14 protein-coding genes are annotated in these 14,001 nt (G+C 71.2%); 2 read left to right on the top strand and 12 right to left on the bottom strand.

Annotated elements, in window-relative coordinates; translation table 11 throughout:
* Positions 1-3: 3 nt before the first annotated feature.
* The 8 genes from AB0J80_RS31405 to iolC are packed head-to-tail and all read right to left on the bottom strand — an operon-like array spanning position 4 to position 9,058.
* Positions 4-1,071 carry an ABC transporter permease gene (locus AB0J80_RS31405; protein WP_364712166.1) on the bottom strand — a complete coding sequence of 356 codons (1,068 nt, stop codon included), beginning with the start codon at positions 1,069-1,071 and terminating at the stop codon, positions 4-6.
* 9 nt (positions 1,072-1,080) lie between these two features.
* Positions 1,081-2,076, bottom strand: coding sequence for a sugar ABC transporter substrate-binding protein (locus AB0J80_RS31400; RefSeq protein ID WP_364712165.1), 996 nt, complete (start codon positions 2,074-2,076; stop codon positions 1,081-1,083).
* Positions 2,073-2,996 carry a TIM barrel protein gene (locus tag AB0J80_RS31395; RefSeq protein WP_364712163.1) on the bottom strand — a complete coding sequence of 308 codons (924 nt, stop codon included), beginning with the start codon at positions 2,994-2,996 and terminating at the stop codon, positions 2,073-2,075. Before AB0J80_RS31395 ends, AB0J80_RS31400 begins: the two co-directional genes overlap by 4 nt.
* A gap of 9 nt (positions 2,997-3,005) precedes the next feature.
* Positions 3,006-4,502, bottom strand: a complete 1,497-nt coding sequence (locus tag AB0J80_RS31390; RefSeq protein WP_364712162.1) for a CoA-acylating methylmalonate-semialdehyde dehydrogenase — start codon at positions 4,500-4,502, stop codon at positions 3,006-3,008.
* 14 nt (positions 4,503-4,516) lie between these two features.
* Positions 4,517-6,370, bottom strand: a complete 1,854-nt coding sequence (gene iolD, locus AB0J80_RS31385) for a 3D-(3,5/4)-trihydroxycyclohexane-1,2-dione acylhydrolase (decyclizing) (protein WP_364712159.1) — start codon at positions 6,368-6,370, stop codon at positions 4,517-4,519.
* Positions 6,367-7,245, bottom strand: coding sequence for a 5-deoxy-glucuronate isomerase (gene iolB, locus AB0J80_RS31380; protein WP_364712156.1), 879 nt, complete (start codon positions 7,243-7,245; stop codon positions 6,367-6,369). Before iolB ends, iolD begins: the two co-directional genes overlap by 4 nt.
* Positions 7,242-8,111 carry an aldolase gene (locus AB0J80_RS31375; RefSeq protein ID WP_364712153.1) on the bottom strand — a complete coding sequence of 290 codons (870 nt, stop codon included), beginning with the start codon at positions 8,109-8,111 and terminating at the stop codon, positions 7,242-7,244. The genes iolB and AB0J80_RS31375 overlap by 4 nt, the downstream gene beginning before the upstream one ends.
* On the bottom strand, positions 8,108-9,058 hold the full coding sequence (gene iolC / locus AB0J80_RS31370) for a 5-dehydro-2-deoxygluconokinase (protein ID WP_364712151.1): 951 nt from the start codon (positions 9,056-9,058) through the stop codon (positions 8,108-8,110). Before iolC ends, AB0J80_RS31375 begins: the two co-directional genes overlap by 4 nt.
* A gap of 226 nt (positions 9,059-9,284) precedes the next feature.
* Here iolC and AB0J80_RS31365 point away from each other — a divergent pair, with 226 nt between their 5' ends.
* Positions 9,285-10,049, top strand: a complete 765-nt coding sequence (locus AB0J80_RS31365) for a GntR family transcriptional regulator (RefSeq protein ID WP_364712149.1) — start codon at positions 9,285-9,287, stop codon at positions 10,047-10,049.
* On the opposite strand, the gene AB0J80_RS31360 is transcribed toward AB0J80_RS31365, so the two are convergent.
* Complete coding sequence (locus AB0J80_RS31360) at positions 10,016-10,417, bottom strand: hypothetical protein (protein WP_364712146.1); 402 nt, start codon at positions 10,415-10,417, stop codon at positions 10,016-10,018. The genes AB0J80_RS31365 and AB0J80_RS31360 overlap by 34 nt on opposite strands.
* Positions 10,418-10,437: 20 nt before the next feature.
* Complete coding sequence (locus AB0J80_RS31355) at positions 10,438-11,034, bottom strand: hypothetical protein (protein ID WP_364712145.1); 597 nt, start codon at positions 11,032-11,034, stop codon at positions 10,438-10,440.
* A 58-nt stretch (positions 11,035-11,092) separates the two neighbouring features.
* Between AB0J80_RS31355 and AB0J80_RS31350 the strand changes: the two genes are divergently transcribed.
* Positions 11,093-11,941 (top strand): hypothetical protein, encoded by an 849-nt coding sequence (locus AB0J80_RS31350; protein WP_364712142.1) that lies wholly within the window; start codon positions 11,093-11,095, stop codon positions 11,939-11,941.
* Positions 11,942-11,944: 3 nt separating this feature from the next.
* On the opposite strand, the gene AB0J80_RS31345 is transcribed toward AB0J80_RS31350, so the two are convergent.
* Positions 11,945-12,514, bottom strand: coding sequence for a GNAT family N-acetyltransferase (locus AB0J80_RS31345; protein ID WP_364712140.1), 570 nt, complete (start codon positions 12,512-12,514; stop codon positions 11,945-11,947).
* Positions 12,511-13,998, bottom strand: a complete 1,488-nt coding sequence (locus AB0J80_RS31340; protein WP_364712138.1) for an APC family permease — start codon at positions 13,996-13,998, stop codon at positions 12,511-12,513. Before AB0J80_RS31340 ends, AB0J80_RS31345 begins: the two co-directional genes overlap by 4 nt.
* Positions 13,999-14,001 lie beyond the last annotated feature (3 nt).

The following is a 14,001-nucleotide window of genomic DNA, read 5'->3' as shown; positions in this document are numbered from 1 at the left end:
GGTTCAGCCCACCTTCCGGGCGGTCGACATCCGCTTGATGTAGAGGTTGACCAGCACGGCGAGCAGGAGCATGACGCCGAGGAAGGCCCGGAACCAGTTGGGGTCCCAGCCGGCGTAGACGATGCCGAGGCTCGTCATGCCGAAGATGAAGGCGCCGATGGCGACGCCGATCGCGTTGCCGAAGCCGCCGGTGAGCAGGGTGCCGCCGACGACCGCGGCGATGATGTAGAGGAACTCGTTGCCGACGCCGTTGCCGGCCTGCAGCGTGTTGAAGCGGTAGAGGGTGTGCATGCCGACGAACCAGCCGAGGAACGACACGGTCATGAACAGGCCGATCTTCGTCTTGACCACCGGCACACCGACGGCGCGCGCGCTGTCGGGGGCGCCGCCGACGGCGAAGATCCAGTTCCCGGTCCGGGTCCGCTGCAGGATCCAGGCGGCCAGGGCCACGAAGAGGATCCACCACACCACGGTGATCCACACGGTCACCGAACCGATCTTGAAGCTGGAGGCGAAGATCTTGCCGAGCGAGTCGAAGCCGTCGATCTGGCTGATGTCCGAGCTGGAGACCGAACCGGTGACGAGCTTGGTCACGCCGAGGTTGGCGCCCTGCAGAACGAAGAAGGTGCCCAGGGTGATGAGGAAGCTCGGGATGCCGGTCTTCATCACCAGGTAGCCGTTGACGAAGCCGATGCCGAGGCAGAACGCGAGCGACAGGATCGCGCCGATCCACAGGTTGATTCCGAAGTACCAGCAGAACATGGAGTTGACCAGGCCGGCGGTCGTGGTGATGACGCCCGCGGACAGGTCGAACTCGCCGCCGATCATCAGCATGCCGACGCCGACGGCGACGATGCCGATGGTGGACGACTGGTAGAGCACGGTGAAGAACGACTCGGCGGACCGGAAGGCCGGTGCCACGGCGAGGAAGAAGATGAAGATGATGATCGCCGCGACCAGGGCGCCCACCTCGGGACGCGCCAGGAGACGGTTGGACAGGCCGAGGGTGACCCGGTTGGAGGGTTCAGACGGCGCCTTGCGGGCGGGCGCGGCCTGCACGCTGTGGCTCATGACTGCTCCTCACCGTGTGTTGTTCTTGGTATAGGGCAGGATCGTGGCGATGTTGTTCTTGTCCACGAAGGACGGGCCGGTGAGCACGGCCTTGCCGCCACCGATGTCGTTGCCGTTCTTCAGGTAGAGGTAGAGCGACGTGACGGCCATGTAGCCCTGGACGTACGGCTGCTGGTCGATGGAGAACTCGATCTTGCCGTCCTGGATGTCCTGGGCCGCCTCCTGGTTGAGGTCGAAGGTGGCCAGCTTCGCCTTGCTGCCCGAGGCGTCGATCGCCTTGATCGAGTCGATGGCCTGCGGCGCGCCGAGCGTCACGATGTAGTCGATCGACTTGTCCTGCGACAGCTTGGCCTGCAGGGTGGAGGTGACCGCGGCGTCGTCGGCGCCGTTGACCTGGATGTTCTCGGTGCCGGGCACGGCGCTCTTCACGCCGGCGCAGCGCGCCTCGAGCGCGACGGAACCGGCCTGCTGGATCACGCAGAGCGGGTGCTTCCCGCCGGCCTGGGCGATGCGCTGCCCGGCCGTCTGCCCGGCGAGGTTCTCGTCCGAGCCGAAGTACATCAGCGCGCCCAGCTGCTTGTACTGGTCGATGCCGGAGTTGAAGCCGACCACCGGGATCTTCGCGTCGGTGGCGGACTTCACCGCACCGGCCAGGGCGTTGGGCGTGACGAGGGTGGTGGCGATGCCGCTGACCTTCGAGTCGACCGCGTTCTGGATCAGCACGGCCTGCTTCGAGGCGTCCGGGTCGTTGGAGTACTTGAGGGTGACCCCCTCGTCCTTGGCGGCCTGCTGGGCCCCCGCCTTGATCTTGTCCCAGAAGGTGTCGCCCGGCGTCTCGTGCGTGATGAACGCGATCGTGTAGCCGGAGCTGCCCGCCGCGTTGCCACCGCCGCTCGTGGTGTCGTCGGTCTGCTCCCGGCCGCCGCCGCTGCACGCGGTGGCGCTCAGGGCCACTGCCGCGGCGAGTGCGACGAGCCGTGCGCCGCGGGATCGAGTCGTCGTCATGAGGCTTCTCCTTGCGGGATCGTGAGAACGGAATTCAGGTAGGTCCGCGTCCGCGTGGCGATGGGCAGCGGTACGTCGAAGTCGACCGGGTACATGTCCTGCTCGACGACGACGAAGAGGTCGGCGTCCAGCTCCTGGAGCGCCTCGACGACCGATGGGACGTCCGGTTCCCCGGCCGGCGGCTCGACGCTGGCCCCCTGCGCGACGGCCTGGCCGAACGGCAGGTCGTCGGCCACGGCCCGGGCGGCGACGGCAGGGTCCATCTGCTTGATGTGCACGTAGCCGATCCGGTCCGGGAACTTGCGGATGATCGCCGGGACGTCGGCACCGCGGTAGGCGAGGTGGCCGGTGTCGAGGCAGAGCGAGACGTACCGCGGGTCGGTGTCGGCCAGGAAGCGCTCGGTCTGCGCCTGCGTCTCGACGTGGTAGTCGGCGTGCGGGTGGAACCGCATCCTGAGCCCGTACTCCTCGGCGAGGATCCGGCCGAGGGTGTTGCTGTTGGCGACCAGCTCCTGCCAGCGCTCCGGGCTCAGCTCGGCGGGCTCGTGGTAGGCGCCGGTGACGTCGTCGCGGTAGCCGGGCACCGGCACGAAGATGAGGTTCTCCGCGCCGAGCGCCCGGGTCAGCCCGGCGACCTTGCGCGTCTCCGCCACCACGGCCTCGAAGTCCTTGTGCGGGCCGCCGACGCCGGCCACGGTGCCGCCGGCACAGGTCAGGTCCCGCTTGGCGAGCTCGTCACGCAGCTGCGCCGGGTCGGTCGGCAGATATCCGTACGGCCCCAGCTCGAGCCACCGGTACCCGGCCCCGGAGAGCTCGTCGAGGAACCGGTCCCACGGGGTCTGCTTCGGGTCGTCGGCGAACCAGACGCCCCAGGAGTCGGGGCAGCTGCCGAGCCGCAGCTGCCGGATCGCGGATGCCATCGGGTCTCCTCAGCTCGCCGTGGGGAAGTGCATGGAGGCGCCGTGCGCGGCCTCGACGTGCGGCCACCGGGAGGTGACGACCTTGCCGCGGGTGTAGAACGAGACGCCCTCGGGGCCGTGGATGTGCTTGTCGCCGAAGAGCGAGTCCTTCCAGCCGCCGAAGGAGTAGTAGGCCATCGGTACGGGGATGGGCACGTTGATGCCGATCATCCCGACGTTCACCCCGCGCTGGAACCGCCGGGCCGCCTCGCCGCTCGCCGTGAAGATGGCCGTACCGTTGCCGTAGGGGTTGGCGTTGATCAGGTCGATCGCGGCGTCGATGCTGTCCGAGCGCACCACGGACAGCACCGGGCCGAAGATCTCCTCGGTGTAGACGTCCATGCCGGTCTCGACGCGGTCGATGACGGTCGGGCCGACGAAGAAGCCGTCCTCGTAGCCCGGGACCTTCAGCCCGCGGCCGTCGACGAGCAGGTCCGCGCCCTGCTGTTCGCCCGTACCGATCAGAGTCTCGATGCGTTCCTTGGCCGCCGCCGTGACGACCGGGCCCATGTCGCTCTTCGGGTCCCGACCCGGGCCGACCACGACCTCGCCGGCCTTGCGGGCCATGATGTCGCGCAGCGCGTCGCCGGCACCGCCGACCGCCACCGCGGCCGAGATGGCCATGCAGCGCTCGCCGGCCGAGCCGAACGCGGCCGCGGCGAGGTGGTTGGCGGCGTACTCGAGGTCGGCGTCGGGCAGGATGATGGCGTGGTTCTTGGCGCCACCGAGGGCCTGCACCCGCTTGCCGGTCGCCGACGCCTTCTGGTGGATGTAGCGGGCGATCGGCGTGGAGCCCACAAAGGACACCGCGGCGACGTCCGGGTGCTCGAGCAGCGCGTCGACGGCCACCTTGTCACCGTGCACGACGTTGAAGACGCCTTCGGGCAGCCCGGCCCGGCGCCACAGGTCGGCGATGAAGTTCGATGCGGACGGGTCCCGCTCGCTGGGCTTGAGCACGAAGGTGTTGCCGCAGGCGATGGCCACCGGGTACATCCACATCGGCACCATCACCGGGAAGTTGAACGGGGTGATGCCGGCGCAGACGCCGAGCGGCTCGCGGAAGCTGAACACGTCCACGCCGGTGGAGGCCTGGTCCGAGTACTCGCCTTTGAGCAGCTGCGGGATGCCGCACGCGAACTCGACGACCTCGAGGCCGCGCTGCACCTCGCCGGCCGCGTCGCTGAGCACCTTGCCGTGCTCGTCCGAGACGATCTCGGCGAGCTCCTTGACGTGCGCGTTCACCAGCTCCCGGAAGTTGAACATGATTTTGGTACGGGCGCTGAGCGACGCCTGGCTCCAGGAGGCGAACGCGCTGGTCGCCGCCGCCACCGCCGCATCGACGTCGGCGGGCTCGGCCAGCACCACCTCGTGCTGCTGCCGGCCGGTCGCGGGGTTGAACACCGCGCCACGGCGGGTGGCGGTGCCCGTCGTGAGGCGGCCGCCGATCCAGTGTTCGATGGTTGACAACTCGGTGGTCCCTTCTAGAGGTACAGGCGCTGGCCGCGCTTGGCGGCCTCGTAGTCGGCGCGGGCGGCGCGGGTGCTGTCGAGGGTGGACACCTCGGAGACGGGCACGTCCCACCACGACTCGGACGACGGGACCGGCGAGAGCGGGTCGGTCTCGATGTGCACCACGGTGAGCCGGTCGGCGTCGCGGGCCTGCTTGAGTGCTTCGGTCAGGTCGGCCACCGTGCGGCAGCGGATGACCGCCGCGCCCAGGCTCTCGGCGTTGGCCGCGAGGTCGACGGGCAGATGGCCGCCGTCGTAGTCGTCGTCCGCGCCCCGGTAGCGGTAGCTCGTCCCGAAGCGCTGCGAGCCGAGCGACTCCGACAGCGCGCCGATCGAGGCGAAGCCGTGGTTCTGCACGAGGACGATGACCAGCTTGATGCCGTCGGCGACGGCGGTGACGATCTCCTGCGCCATCATCAGGTACGAGCCGTCGCCGACCAGCGCGTACACCTCGCGGCTCGGGTCGGCCATCTTGATGCCGAGGGCGCCGGCGATCTCGAAGCCCATGCACGAGTAGCCGTACTCGACGTGGTACTGCTTCGGGTCGCGGGCCCGCCAGAGCAGCTGCAGGTCCCCGGGCATGCTCCCGGCGGCCTGCACGACCACGTCGCGCTCACCGCAGGCGTCGTTGACCGCGCCGATGACCTCGCTCTGGGCGGGCAGCGGCCCGTGCCCGAGGTGGTACGCCTCGTCCACCCGCGCCTGCCACGCCGCCACGTCCTCGGCGTACCCGAGCTCGAAGCGCTTGCCCCGCAGCACCGCGGCCAGGGCGCCCAGCCCTTCCCGGGCGTCGGCCACGACGGCGGTGGCGGACTCCTTGTGGGCGTCGAAGGCGGCGACGTTGAGGTTCACGAACCGCACGTCCGGGTTGGCGAACGCCGTCCGGGAGGCGGTGGTGAAGTCGCTGTAGCGGGTGCCCACGCCGATCACCACGTCGGCCTCGCGGGCGAGCCGGTTGGCGACCGGGGTGCCGGTCGACCCGACGCCGCCGACGGAGTTCGGGTGGTCCCAGCTCAGCGCCCCCTTCCCGGCGTGGGTGTCGGCGACCGGGATGCCGGTGGCCCGCGCGAGCGCGTCCAGCTCGGCCGAGGCCTCCGCGTACACCACGCCGCCGCCCGCGATGATCAATGGACGCTCGGCGCTGCGGATCACCTCGGCCGCCCGGGCCAGAGCGGCGGGCTCCGGCACCGGGCGGGCGACGTGCCAGACGCGCCTGGCGAACAGGGCGTCCGGGAAGTCGTGGGCCTCGGCCTGCACGTCCTGCGGCAGGCACAGGGTGACCGCGCCGGTCTCGGCCGGGTCGAACAGCACCCGCATGGCGGCCAGCAGGGCACCCGGCAGCTGCTCGGGCCGCCACACCCGGTCGAAGAAGCGCGACAGCGGACGGAACGCGTCGTTGACCGATACGTCGTAGGACCGCGGGTCCTCCAGCTCCTGCAGCACCGGCGCGGCCGCCCGGGTGGCGAAGACGTCGCTGGGCAGCAGCAGGACCGGGAGGCGGTTCACCGTGGCCAGCGCGGCGCCGGTGAGCATGTTGGTCGAGCCGGGGCCGATGGAGGCGGTGCAGGCCATCGCGGAGAGGCGGTTCTTCATCTTCGCGTAGCCGGCCGCGGCGTGCACCATGGCCTGCTCGTTGCGGGCGAGGTGGTACGGCATGTCGGCCTCACCCGTACGCTGGGCCTGCAGCAGCGCCTGCCCGACCCCGGCGACGTTGCCGTGCCCGAAGATGCCGAACGTGCCCGCGATCGCGCGCTGCTCGACGCCGTCGCGCTCGGTCCACTGGCTGGCCAGGAACCGCACGACGGCCTGGGCGACGGTGAGCCTCACGGTCGTCTCCTCTCCGTGGTGGAGGTCAGCGGGAGCCGGGGATCCATCTGCTGGTGGCTCCACGAGCCGCGGACCCAGGCGTGCGCCGGGTCGTCGGAGAAGAGCCACTTGCGCTCCCCCGCCCCGGCCATGACGTTGAGGTAGTAGAGGTCGTAGCCGGGGGCGGCCATGGAAGGGCCGTGCCAGCCGTACGGGATCAGCACGACGTCGCCGCTGCGCACCTCGGCACACACGTCGATGTCGTGCCCCGGGTGGCCGTACACCCGCTGATAGCCGGCCCCCGGCGCACCCGTCGGCGAACCGGCGACCTCGAAGTAGTAGATCTCCTCGAGGGCGGTCTCCTCCGCGCCCGCCTCGTCGTGCTTGTGCGGCGGGTACGACGACCAGTTGCCGCCCGGGGTCAGCACCTCGACGGCGATGATCCGGTCCGCCTCGAACGACTCCGGGGTGCAGAAGTTGTTCACCTGGCGGCTGGCCTGCCCGGCGCCGCGCAGCTCCACCGGCACGGACTCGGCCGGGCCGTAGCGGAACGGCAGCCGCCGGGTCGTCCGCGCGGACGGCAGGGCGAACCGGCCCCCGTTACCCGCGCGGATGGTGACGGAGGACCCGGCCGGCACGTACGCGAAGTCGGTGACCCGGGAGAACACCGACCGCCGCCCGGTCAGCGTGATCCGCTCGTCGTCGCAGGTGACGTCGCAGCCGCCGGAGAGCGGCAGGACGATCATCTCGTGGTCGCCGGTGGCGAAGCTGACCCGCTGGCCGATGCTCATGTCGAGCACGCGCAGGCCGCTGTAGCCCCAGCCCGCGTTCTGCGGCGTGACGACGAGCTCGAACGGTGTGACCGCGGTCTGGCCGCGGCGCAGCAGACGGTTCACAGCAGGCTCACCGCCCGGTCGACCGCGCCCGCCACGTCCCCGCCGGGCGGGTAGAGCAGGCTGCGCCCGATCACCAGGCCCTGCACGGTCGGCAGGGCGAGGGCCTTGCCCCACTGCTGGTACGCGGCATCCGCGTCGGACGCCACCTCGCCGCCGAGGATGAGGGCGGGCAGCGTGGTCGCCGCCATCACCCGCTCCATCTCGTCGACGACCGGGACCTTGAGCCACGTGTACGCCGACGTGGTGCCGAGCCCGGCGGCCACCGTCATCGCCCGGATCATCGCCTCGGCGCTGAGCTCGTTGCGGACCCGCCCGTCGACGCGGTGCGAGATGAACGGCTCGACCATCGCCATCAGCTTGCGCCCGGCCAGCTCCCCCACGGCCCGGGCGCAGCCCTCCAAGGTGCTCACCGTGCCGGCGTCGGCGGGGTCGATGCGCAGCAGCATCTTGCCACCGTCGAAGCCGGCCGCCCCGATGCTCGCGGCGTCGTACGCGGTGAACCGGTCGTCGATCTCGAAGCTGGTCCCGGCGAGCCCACCGCGGTTCATCGACCCGATGACCACCTTGTCGTCGAGCGCGCCGAGCAGCAGCAGGTCCTCGAGGATGTCCGGGGTGCCGAGCACGCCGTTGACGCCGGGGCGTTCCAGTGCGGTGCAGATGCGCCGCAGCAGGTCGGCACGGTTGCCCATGGCCAGCGGGTCGTCGCCGGCGCGCAGCGCGCCACGGGCGGGGTGGTCGGCGGCGATGACCATCAGGCGGCCGTGCTCCCCGCGCCAGGACGGCGGCTTGCGGCGGCGCTTGGCGGCCGAGGCGATCGCGTACGGGCGGTCGACGCGGGCCGCGACGATGTCGTGCAGATCGGTCACGGCCGGCTCCGGAGGGCGAGCAGCTCGCGGACCTCGTCCTCGGTCGGCATGGCGTCGGCGCAGGCCAGCCGGGACGCGACGATCGCGCCCGCGGCGTTGCAGAAGCGCATGATCTCGGCCAGCTCCCAGCCCGCGAGCAGCCCGTGGCAGAGCGCGCCGCCGAACGCGTCCCCGGCGCCCAGCCCGTTGACCACGTCGACGGGTATCGGCGGGGCCTGCACCTCCTCGCCCGCGCGCGAGGCCAGCACCCCTTCCGGCCCCTGCTTGACCACGGCCAGCTCGACACCCATGTCGTGCAACGCCGCGGCGGCCTTGCGCGGTTCACGCACCCCCACGGCGGTGAAGCACTCGTCGAGGTTGCCGACCGCCACTGTCGCGTACGGAAGGGCTTCCTGGATCCAGCGCCGCGCCTCCTCGCGCGACTCCCAGAACATCGCCCGGTAGTCGAGGTCGAGCACCGTGATGCCGGCCCTGCCGCGCTCGCGCAGCGCGGTCAGCGTCGCCGTCCGCGACGGCTCCTGGCACAGGCCCGTGCCGGTCACCCAGAAGATCTCCGCGGTACGCACCGCGTCGAGGTCCAGCTCGGACTCGGCGATCTCGAGGTCCGGCGCCTTGGGGTAGCGGTAGAAGTAGAGCGGGAAGTCGTCGGGCGGGAAGATCTCACAGAAGGTGACGGGTGTGGGCGGGCCCGGGACCACGCTGACGTAGCGATCGTCCACTCCGAACCCGCGCAGCGCGTCGTGGATCCACTCCCCGAACGGGTCCTCCCCGGTCCGCGTGATGACGGCGCTGCGGCGTCCATATCGGGCCGCGGCGACGGCGACGTTGGTCGGGCTGCCACCGAGGAACTTCTCGAACGTACGGACCTCGCGCAGCGAGACGCCGATCTGTTGTGGGTACAGGTCGACGCCGATACGTCCCATCGTCAGTACCTCGTCTGCGGGCATGCGTCCCCCTTGCGAAGAGCAGTCGGAGCGTGCGGCCGGACGTGCGGGCGCATGGTGGCGCCGGCGATGCCGTGCGGGATACGGCGCGTTGAACTGGGTGGCGGCGGGGTGCTTGGCCGGGGGATCTTCGTGCCGCTCGGGCTAGCACGACTGGTTTCGATGTAATAACGTGAGTGCTTCCACGTCAATACTTTGTCCTGACAAACTGAAAAACTCCGGGGGTCCCGTGCCGAACGATCTCTCCGCCCCACGCAGCCCGGTCCGCCCCGTCGAGGTGGACCGGACCAGCCCCGTGCCCCTGTACTTCCAGGTCGCGAGCCGCCTGCAGGAGCTCATCGAGGCCGGCGAGATCGGCGTCGGCGCCCGCATCGAGAACGAGGTCGACCTCGCCGAGCGCCTCGGCGTCTCCCGCCCCACGACCCGCCGCGCGATCCAGTATCTGGTCGAGCGCGGCATGCTCGTCCGCAAGCGCGGTGTGGGCACCCAGGTGGTGCACCCCAAGGTCCGGCGCCCGGTCGAGCTGTCCAGCCTCTACGACGACCTGGTGAGCTCCGACCGCAAGCCCCGGACCGAGGTTCTCGCCCTCAAGGTCATCCCGGCCCCCGCGGAGGTCGCCGAGGCGCTGGAGCTACCGCCCGGCACCGAGGTCACCTGGATCGAGCGCCTGCGGTACGCGGGCGGCGAGCCGCTCGCGCTCATGCACAACGCCATCCCGCTCGACCTGATCCGCCTCGAGGCCGCCGACCTCGCCGCCCACGGCCTCTACGAGCTGCTGCGCCGGGCGGGCTACCAGCCCCGCATAGCGACCCAGATCATCGGCGCCCGCTCCGCGGCGGCCGGCGAGGCCCGGATCCTCCAGGAGAAACGGGGCGCGTCGCTGCTGACGATGACGCGTACGGCCTGGGACGTCAGCGGCCGCGCACTGGAGTACGGCTCGCACGTCTACCGGGCGAGCCGCTACAGCTTCGAGCTCAACCTGTCGGCGGGCTGAGGGGACCCGCAGAGGAGGGCGAACAACGCCAGCGCCCCCGCCAGGACCGCACTGACGCTGATGACGAAGCCCCGGTCCAGGCCGTCCGGGGCGAACACCACGCCGGCACCCATCGCGGCGACGGCGGCCACAGCCATCGACAACCGGACCGCCCGCTGCGCGCGTACGCCGGCCTGCTGTCGCAGGAGGAGCCAGGTCAGCGCGAGAGCACCGAGCGCTCCGGCCGCACCCGTGATCACCGACGGCACGGCCAGCCCGCGCGCCTGCCCGGTCAGCTCCCCCACGCCGGAGAGCGCCAACAAGGTGAAGACGGCCGCGGCGAGCCCGTGCAGGGCGACACCCCGCCTCGGCCCACTGGTGTCCCGCATCAGCCCATCGTCGCACTTCGTCACAGGCAGGGCGGGACGTAGCCGTGGATGCGCAGCCCGCGGAAGTCGAGCTCGTTCGCCGTCTTGCCGACGAAGACCAGGCCGCGGGCCTCCTGGACGGCGACGTCGAAGGGGTGCGCCGGAGCGCCCAGCTCCGGCAGCGACGTCCACGCGCCCGGCCGGAGGCTGAAGAACCGGGTGACCATGCGGCCGTGCGTCGAGGGCACCGGCGTGAGCCACTGCGCCCCGCCGCTCCAGTGCGACGCCGGGCGCAGCTGCACGTACAGGTCCTCGGTCGCGCTGTAGGTGAGCCAGAAGCCGCGCGACCGGGAGAGGTCGACCTGCGCCTCGAACTCGTTCGCGAGCCAGACGACGGCCACGTGCCATTCGGCGCCGAGGAATGTCACCTCGGCGGCGTACTGGTGGCGGCCGACGGGCACGAGCAGGCTGCCGGTCGCCGGGACGGTGGCGCCCTCGCCGCTCGCCAGCCATTGCTGGAGGCGGGAGACCGACGGGGTGTCGCACTCGTACCGCCGCCCGGCGTCCGCCGCGCCCGGCGAGGCGAGCGGACCTGCCAGAACAGCCAGTAGCATCGCTGCGGCCATAGGCTTACGCATGGCACGAGTCTGGGTGACGCACCCAGGGCAGTCAAGAACATCGATGTAAGGACCTGGCATGCGACGGTGGAGATGGGCGCTGATCCTGGCCGTCGCCGGGCTCGCCGGGACGATCCAGGCCTGTGGCGGCGCGGAGAGCCCCGAGGATCCACCGGTACGCCTGCACGCCACCGCCGAGCAATGGCGCAACAACGAGGTGAAGCGCGAGCTCGCCATCGCGTTGCACAACGACGGCCCGGTGCCGGTCTGGGTGTCCCGCGTCGAACCTGACCTGCCCGCGTTCGAGGGCGAGGCCGGCGTCGACACCAACACGCTGCTGCCCGCCGGTGGGCTTCGCGTCGACATCCCCGTACCGTTCGGCACCGGCGGCTGCCGGCAGGACACGGCGCCGTCCCGGGTGGTCGTCGTCGCCCACCCGGAGGGCTCCGCACGCTCACAGCGCATCACCGTGGCGCTGCCCTACCCCAACCCGCTGCTGGCCAAGCTGCTCGCCATCGACTGCGCCACGGAACGCGTCCGGCAGAGCGTCAGTCTGCGGTTCGGCCCCTGGGGGCAGCTCGGCCGCGACGGGATCCACGGCAGCCTCGTCGTGGACCGCACCGCTGCGGCGTCCGGCTCGATCCAGGTGACCGAGCTCGAGGGCAACGTCCTGTACCGGTTCACGATGGCGAAGGGCGTACCGCTCGCCGACGTCACCGTGACGCCGCACGCCGAAGTTCCCTTCCTGGCCGACCCGCAGCGTTGCGACGCGCACGCCTTCGCCGACGTCAAGAAGCCGTTCGAGTTCCCGGTGCGGGTCGCGCTGGACGGCGCCGAGCCGCTCGTCACGACCGTGCCGGTCGATGACGACGACAAGGTGGCCCTGGAGTCGATGCTCCGCCGCCTCTGCGGCACGGCGCCGTCCTAGCCGTCAGGGACGCCACATCCGGAAGAACGGCGTGTCGTCGGGGAGCCGGATGTCGAACGGTGACATCCGCGTGTAGCCGTGCCGCTCATACAGGCGGATGTTGTCCTCGTTCGTCGCCTCGAGATAGGCCGGCACGTCGATCCGGTCGTGCGTGTGCTGCATCAGCGCGCTGCCGAGCCCGGCGCGCTGATGCTGCGGATGCACCGCCAGGAACGCCAGGTGCCAGTGCGGCTCCTGCGGGTGGTGCTTCTCGAACAGTTCGTCGAGCGCCTGGAAGTGCGGCAGCCAGCGGCCCGCGAGGGCGGCCATCCTCTCCTCGTACGCGGGGATCTCCGGCAGTTCGCGCGTCCGGTCGAACCACACCGCGGCGGCCACCAGGTCGCCGTGCGGCCCCTCGATGACGTCGGCCTTGCCGTCCTCGGACAGGAAGGCGAAGAAGTCGCTCATCACCGTCAGGCGTTCGCCCTCGTCCGGAACGAGCGAGTGGTTCTGCGGGAGGTGGTCGAACGAGTACGCGATCAGCCGGCCCACGGCCGGGATCTCGGCGGCGGTGGCGGACCGGATCGGCGTCACTTGGTGGCCTCCGCGAACGAGAAGGTGGCGGCGCTGCGGGCGCCGAGGCCGATGCCCTGGTAGATCGCGGGCCGGATGCTGCGCAGGATCAGCGCCCACGCCACTCCGGCCACGGCGAGCAGCGCGTACGCGAGCGGCACCACCCACGTCGGGTCGGAGCCCGGTTCGACGCCGAAGAGGGTCGCGATGTTCGTCAGGGCCAGGTACGTCATCACGAGCAGGAGCACCGTACCGATCGCCGGGGCGCCGAAGCGGTGCCACCTGTCCTCGCCCTGCGGGTGCCGGGCGAAGTAGCCGATGACCGCCACCGACGTGACCGTGATGAGCAGCAGGACGCCGATGCCACCCGTCGTGCCGCCCCAGAAGAAGAGCTGCACCAGCGGGTCCCAGCCCATGATCGCGTACCCGAGGATCGCGACCAGGCCGAGCGCCGACTGCGCGAGCGGGCCGTTCTTGGGTGCGCCCGTGCCCGGCACCGTACGCCCGAACGCCCGCGGCAGCACCCCCTCGCGCCCGAGGGAGAACGTGTAGCGGGCGATGATGTTGTGGAACGAGATCATGGCCGCGATCAGCGACGTCAGGAACAGGGCGTGCCCGAGGTGGATCGCGGTGCTCCCGAGCCGGTCGGAGGCGAGGTTGAAGAACAGTTCGGGCCCCTCGGCGCCGGCCCGCTCGACCGCCTGTCCGCCGGACGCCGAGATCATCGCCCAGGTGGAGAACCCGTAGAGGACGGCGATCAGCGCGACCGCGATGTAGGTGGCCCGGGGCACGGTCCGCCGCGGGTCGCGCGACTCCTCGCTGAAGACCACGGACTGCTCGAAGCCGACGAAACCGGTGATCGCCATGACCAGCAGGGCTCCGGCGCCCGCCCCGGCCAGGCTGCCCGGGTTGAGCGGCGCGGACGAGGCCTCGAAGGTGGGTGCGGCCAGGTCGGCGAAGCTGAAGACGACCACGAGCACGATCTCGGCGACCAGCAGGGTGGCGAGGACCTTGCCGTTGACCGCGACGTCGCGGACGCCCAGGACCGCCACCAGCGCCCAGGCGACGAGGGCGATGACCCACCACTGCACGTCGATGCCGAACCAGTCGGCGAACAGCGGGGAGGCGATCGCGCCGAATCCTCCGTACGAGGCCAGCTGGAAGCTGTTGTAGGCCAGCAGCGCCACCCACGCCGCGCCGACGCCGAGGGGCCGGCCGAGCCCCTGCGCGATGTACGCGTAGAACGCGCCGGCGTTGGCGATGTGCCGGGCCATGGCGACGTAGCCGACGGCGAAGACGGCGAGCACGACGGCGACCGCCAGGAAGGCGATCGAGATGGCGGTGAGGCCGGTGACGGCGAGGCCCGTCGGGACGACGCCGGCGACGACGGTGAGCGGGGCGGCGGCCGACATGACGAAGAAGACGACCGCGGCCACGCCGAGGCGGTCCCGGGCGAGGGCGGTCGAGAGCTGGCTGGTTCTGGCGGGGGTGGTGGTTGTGGACACGGG

It is taken from the genome of Actinoplanes sp. NPDC049548 (assembly GCF_040676695.1).
Classification (GTDB): Bacteria; Actinomycetota; Actinomycetes; order Mycobacteriales; family Micromonosporaceae; genus Actinoplanes.
Note: the sequence above shows the minus strand (reverse complement) of the source record. Positions and strands in the feature narration are given on the sequence as shown.

Coding starts and splice junctions, on each gene's coding strand:
- AB0J80_RS31405 (WP_364712166.1), bottom strand. CDS start 1,071: ATGAGCCACAGCGTGCAGGCCGCGCCCGCCCGCAAGGCGCCGTCTGAA.
- AB0J80_RS31360 (WP_364712146.1), bottom strand. CDS start 10,417: ATGCGGGACACCAGTGGGCCGAGGCGGGGTGTCGCCCTGCACGGGCTC.
- AB0J80_RS31395 (WP_364712163.1), bottom strand. CDS start 2,996: ATGGCATCCGCGATCCGGCAGCTGCGGCTCGGCAGCTGCCCCGACTCC.
- AB0J80_RS31400 (WP_364712165.1), bottom strand. CDS start 2,076: ATGACGACGACTCGATCCCGCGGCGCACGGCTCGTCGCACTCGCCGCG.
- AB0J80_RS31355 (WP_364712145.1), bottom strand. CDS start 11,034: ATGCGTAAGCCTATGGCCGCAGCGATGCTACTGGCTGTTCTGGCAGGT.
- AB0J80_RS31350 (WP_364712142.1), top strand. CDS start 11,093: ATGCGACGGTGGAGATGGGCGCTGATCCTGGCCGTCGCCGGGCTCGCC.
- iolC (WP_364712151.1), bottom strand. CDS start 9,058: ATGCCCGCAGACGAGGTACTGACGATGGGACGTATCGGCGTCGACCTG.